This is a genomic window from Rhizobacter sp. (genome assembly GCF_031412495.1).
Taxonomy (GTDB): Bacteria; Pseudomonadota; Gammaproteobacteria; order Burkholderiales; family Burkholderiaceae_C; genus Schlegelella_A.
Genome location: NZ_JANODC010000468.1, coordinates 1 through 4090 on the forward strand (window position 1 = coordinate 1; position 4090 = coordinate 4090).

Consider the following 4090-nt stretch of genomic DNA (forward strand, 5'->3'; position numbering starts at 1 on the left):
GCCTGCAGCGGCGCCGGCAGGGTGTCTGGCGCGCCGGGCGCGTCCCAGGCGTCGGTGAAGCGGCTGCGCAGGGTGCGGCAGGGCTTGCCGGTGACGGTGCGCGTCAGCACCGCGTCTTCGGAGCCGGCCTCGAACAGCCTCGCTTTGATCTCGGGCGTGACCTCGCTCTCGACCGTCTTCAGCCAGACCGAGCCGCACCAGACGCCTTCGCAGCCGAGCGCCAGCGCCGCCGCCATCTGCCGGCCGCGGCCGACGCCGCCGGCACCCAGCACCGGCAGGGGCGCGACCGCATCGACGACGCGCGGCCACAGCACCATCGACGTCGTGCTGCCGGTATGCCCGCCGGCCTCGGTGCCGACGGCGATGACGAAGTCGCAGCCGACCTCCTTGTGCTTCAGCGCGTGCTTGGCCGCGCCGGCCATCGCCGCGACCTTGATGCCGCGCGCGTGCGCCCGCTCGACGAGCTCCTTCGACGGCGAGCCGAGCGCGTTGACGATGAGCCTGATCGGGTGCTCGAGGGCGATCTCGATCATCCGCGCGCTCTCGGCAGGCGTGAACGTGAACTCGCCGACCATCGTCTTCATGATCTGGTCGGCGTCGGCCTCGGGCAGCGGCGGGATGCCGGCGTCGTCGAGCAGCTTCCTGACGAAGTCGCGCTGCGCCTGCGGGAACAGCCGCTCCGGGTCGAACTTGCGGTCGCCGAGGTCTTCGTAGCGGGCCGGGTTGAGGATGTCGATCCCGTAGGGCCTGCCGTCGATGTGCCGGTCGATCCAGCTCAGCTCCTCGTGCACGCGCTCGGCGCTCATCCTGGCCATCCCGAGCACGCCGAGGCCGCCGGCCCTCGACACCTCGACGACGACGTCGCGGCAATGGGAGAAGGCGAAGATGGGGACCTCGATCCCGAACATCTCGCACAGGCGGTTCTTCATCGCGCGCCCGCCACGCCAAGCTTGTTCATGCTCATGAACGAATAATCCTTGCTGGTGATCACGGTGTCAAACCGGAAGACCCTGACGCCGGCTCCTCGGTGGATGGCGGCAGCCGCTCCGGCGACGGCCTCGGCGCCTCCGGCACCTGGCGCAGGCGGAAGTAGCGCGGGTCGCCCGAGGGGACCGTCAGCCGGCGCACCCCGAAGCCGGTCGCGCTGACCGGCCCGAGGGTCTGGAACGGTCCGACGGTGCTGCGCGAGGCCTCGAGAAGGTAGTTCCCGGGCGGCAGGGCACGCGTCTCGATCACCGTTCCGGCGGCGGTGCGCGTCACGCGCCGGCCGCCGAAGGGGCGCGCCAGCGGGTCGCCGACGAACAGGCCCTGGCCCGGCATGAGCACGCTCTTCCAGTACGCCTCGACGAGCGTCTCGCCACCGAGGTAGCGGCCCATCACGACGCCGATGTCGGGGAACTTGGCGAGGAAGTTGCAGGGCTCCACGCTCGCGCCGTAGCTGCCGGTGGCGCCGGCGGCAAGCCATTCGAGCACGGTTGTCTGCCCGGCGCCCGACAGGACGCCCCCGTGCGACGTGAGGTGGTCGGCGATGGCACCGTCGAGGAAGCGGTTGCTCGCGATGGCGGCGACCTGGGCCACGCCGGTGAAGTGGAACATCACGTCGGCCTTGCCTTCGAGGGCGTCGGCGTCGATCTGCTCGATCGGGTAGGCCGCGCCGAGCATCGCGCGTACGTGGCCGAAGCTGGCGGCGCGCACGTTGCGAGCCGGGTCGCGCGTGCTCATCAGGTAGGCCTTGCCTTCCGGCCAGGTCGAATCGGAGCGGACGCCGCGGTCGATGAGACGCTTGACGCCGTCGACGTCGGTGCCGGCCAGCAGCATCGTCGGCCGGACGCGGTGGTCGGTGTACGGCGCGTGGCTGCGGCTGTTGAAGTAAGCGTGCGGCTTCGTCGTCTGGCAGCCTTCGGCGCAGTACGAGCCGGGATCGAAGCCGAGCCCGAACGCCGCCGTCACCGACATGCACTCGACGCGGAACGGATAGGTCCAGGCCAGGGCCAGGGCCTGCACATCCGGGCCCAGCCTGGCGTCGAGCACCTCCTTGACGCGCAGGTACTCGCCGAAGGGCATGACCGGCTGGCCGGGCGTGAAGCGGACGTGGACGACCCGGTCCTCGGCGATGCCGCGCCGCGCCGCGTAGTAGCGGCCGATCTCGACGCTCGCCGGGTCGGCGTCGTTGACGATGACGGCGAGGTCGCGGGTGCGCAGGCCGACGGCGGGCAGGGCGAGCCGCAGCTGGGCTTCGGCGCCGGCGGCCGACGCGGGCGCCAGCGCCGCAGCGGTGCCGATGCCCGCGCCGACCACGGCCCCGCCGGCGCAGAGCGCGAGCGCGAGCCGGGCTGCGAGGACGCGCGCCGTGACGAAGCGGGCGGATGCCGCGGGGCGGAGCTGGCTGCGGGAGTTCATCGCGCCGATTCTCGGCGCACGATGCACGGCGGCGCCCCGCGGGAATCGGGCCGGGTGCCTGCCGCGGAGGCCGGCTTCGGTCACAGTCTGACCATCGCCAGCGCTGCGTCGCCCGCCGCGGGCGGGTGCAGCCCGGCCCTGCATGCCGAAGGGGCGGCACGGTGAGCGCGGCAGCGGCCGTTGCCGGCAGGCTGACGCTGCGCGGGATCCGCACCCGCGCCGTCGAGGTGCCGCTGCGCTACGTGCTCGGCACCAGCGCCGCGACGGTGCGTGCCGCGCCGCTGCTGCTGCTCGACGTCGAGACGGAGGAGGGCGTCGCCGGCCGCTCGTACCTGTTCTGCTATCGGCGCAGCGGCGCCCGTGCCGTCGCCGCCGTGCTCGCCGAGGTGGCCGGGCTCATCGCCGGCGAGCCGGTCGCGCCGCTGTGCATCGCCGCGCGCCTCGAGCGGCTGCATGCGCTGATCGGCGTAACCGGGGTCGTGCGGATGGCGCTCTCCGCCCTCGACATGGCGCTCTGGGATGCGCTCGCCCTCGCCGCCGGCCTGCCGCTGGCGACCCTGCTCGGCAGCAGGCCGCGGCCGATCGCCGCCTACAACTCGTGCGGGCTCGGCCTGATGCAGCCGGGCCCCGCCGCCGACGAGGCCGAGCGCCTGCTCGAGGGCGGCTTTCGCGCCGTCAAGCTGCGGCTCGGCTACCCGACGCTCGAGGAAGACCTCGCCGTCACCCGCGCCGTCCGCAGCCGCCTGCCCGACGGAGTCCAGGTGATGGTCGACTACAACCAGGCGCTCGACGTGGGCGAGGCCCTGAAACGCGGCCGCGCCCTGCAGTCCGAAGGCGTCGCCTGGCTCGAGGAGCCGATCCGCCACGACGACTGGCGCGGCAACGCCGAGATCGCGCGCAGCCTCGAGCTGCCCCTGCAGCTCGGCGAGAACTTCGACGGGCCAAAGGCGATGCTGCAGGCCTTCGACGCCGCGGCCTGCGACCTGGTCATGCCCGACCTCGGGCGCATCGGCGGCATCAGCGGCTGGATGCACGCGGCCGGCGTCGCCGCCGCGCGCGGCACGCCGATGAGCTCGCACCTGATGCCGGAGGCAAGCGCACATGTGCTGGCCGCGACGCCGACCTGCCACTGGCTCGAGTACGTCGACTGGGCCGACGTCCTGCTGAGCGAGCCGCTTCGCATCGAGGACGGGCTCGCCGTCGTGCCCGATCGTCCCGGCACCGGGCTGGAGTGGGATGAGCGAGCCGTTGCCCGTCACGGGCTGGCTTGAGGCTACGCCGCTGATCGACCTGCCGGTCGGCGTCGTCGCCTCGCCGGCATGCGGGGCGGCTGGCGCCGCGGCCTGCTCGTCGCCAGCGCCGACCTGCTCGCCCTCGCCGCCAGCCTGCTCTTCGCCTTCGCGGCCTACCCGCACGGCGTCGCACTGCTCGGGACGAAGGGGCTCGGCGCCGGCGCCCGGACGGCACCGCTGGCTTTCCTCGGCGCCCTCGTGCTGGCCCGCCTCGCCCTCGGCGTGCTGCTCGGCCGCCTCCTCGGCGCGGTGCGGGGCCGCGCCCACGCCAGCAACGAGCCGGCCGAGTGGCTGGAAGCGCGACTCGGGGCGATCTTCAACCCGGCCTTCGCGCGGACGCTGAGCCGGACCCCGAAGCGAGGGCGGTGGCGCGGGCGCAGTACTTCCGGGACGGAGGG

General features: G+C 73.6%; 3 protein-coding genes and 1 pseudogene. 2 read left to right on the forward strand and 2 right to left on the reverse strand.

Features of this window, described 5'->3' with window-relative positions; all coding sequences use genetic code 11:
* Both AC30N0_RS17420 and AC30N0_RS17425 read right to left on the reverse strand, forming a co-directional pair.
* Nucleotides 1-929 (reverse strand): nitronate monooxygenase (locus AC30N0_RS17420; RefSeq protein WP_489519158.1); only part of this gene is annotated, 929 nt, incomplete at its 3' end.
* A 58-nt stretch (nucleotides 930-987) separates the two neighbouring features.
* Nucleotides 988-2400 carry a TIGR03790 family protein gene (locus AC30N0_RS17425; RefSeq protein ID WP_489519159.1) on the reverse strand — a complete coding sequence of 471 codons (1413 nt, stop codon included), beginning with the start codon at nucleotides 2398-2400 and terminating at the stop codon, nucleotides 988-990.
* Between the two features lie 161 nt (nucleotides 2401-2561).
* Here AC30N0_RS17425 and AC30N0_RS17430 point away from each other — a divergent pair, with 161 nt between their 5' ends.
* Together AC30N0_RS17430 and AC30N0_RS17435 are read left to right on the forward strand one after the other, a co-directional pair.
* Nucleotides 2562-3671 (forward strand): enolase C-terminal domain-like protein, encoded by a 1110-nt coding sequence (locus AC30N0_RS17430; protein ID WP_489519160.1) that lies wholly within the window; start codon nucleotides 2562-2564, stop codon nucleotides 3669-3671.
* Between the two features lie 48 nt (nucleotides 3672-3719).
* Nucleotides 3720-4090: pseudogene (locus AC30N0_RS17435) on the forward strand (hypothetical protein); the annotation flags it as partial.

Coding starts and splice junctions, on each gene's coding strand:
- AC30N0_RS17425 (WP_489519159.1), bottom strand. CDS start 2,400: ATGAACTCCCGCAGCCAGCTCCGCCCCGCGGCATCCGCCCGCTTCGTC.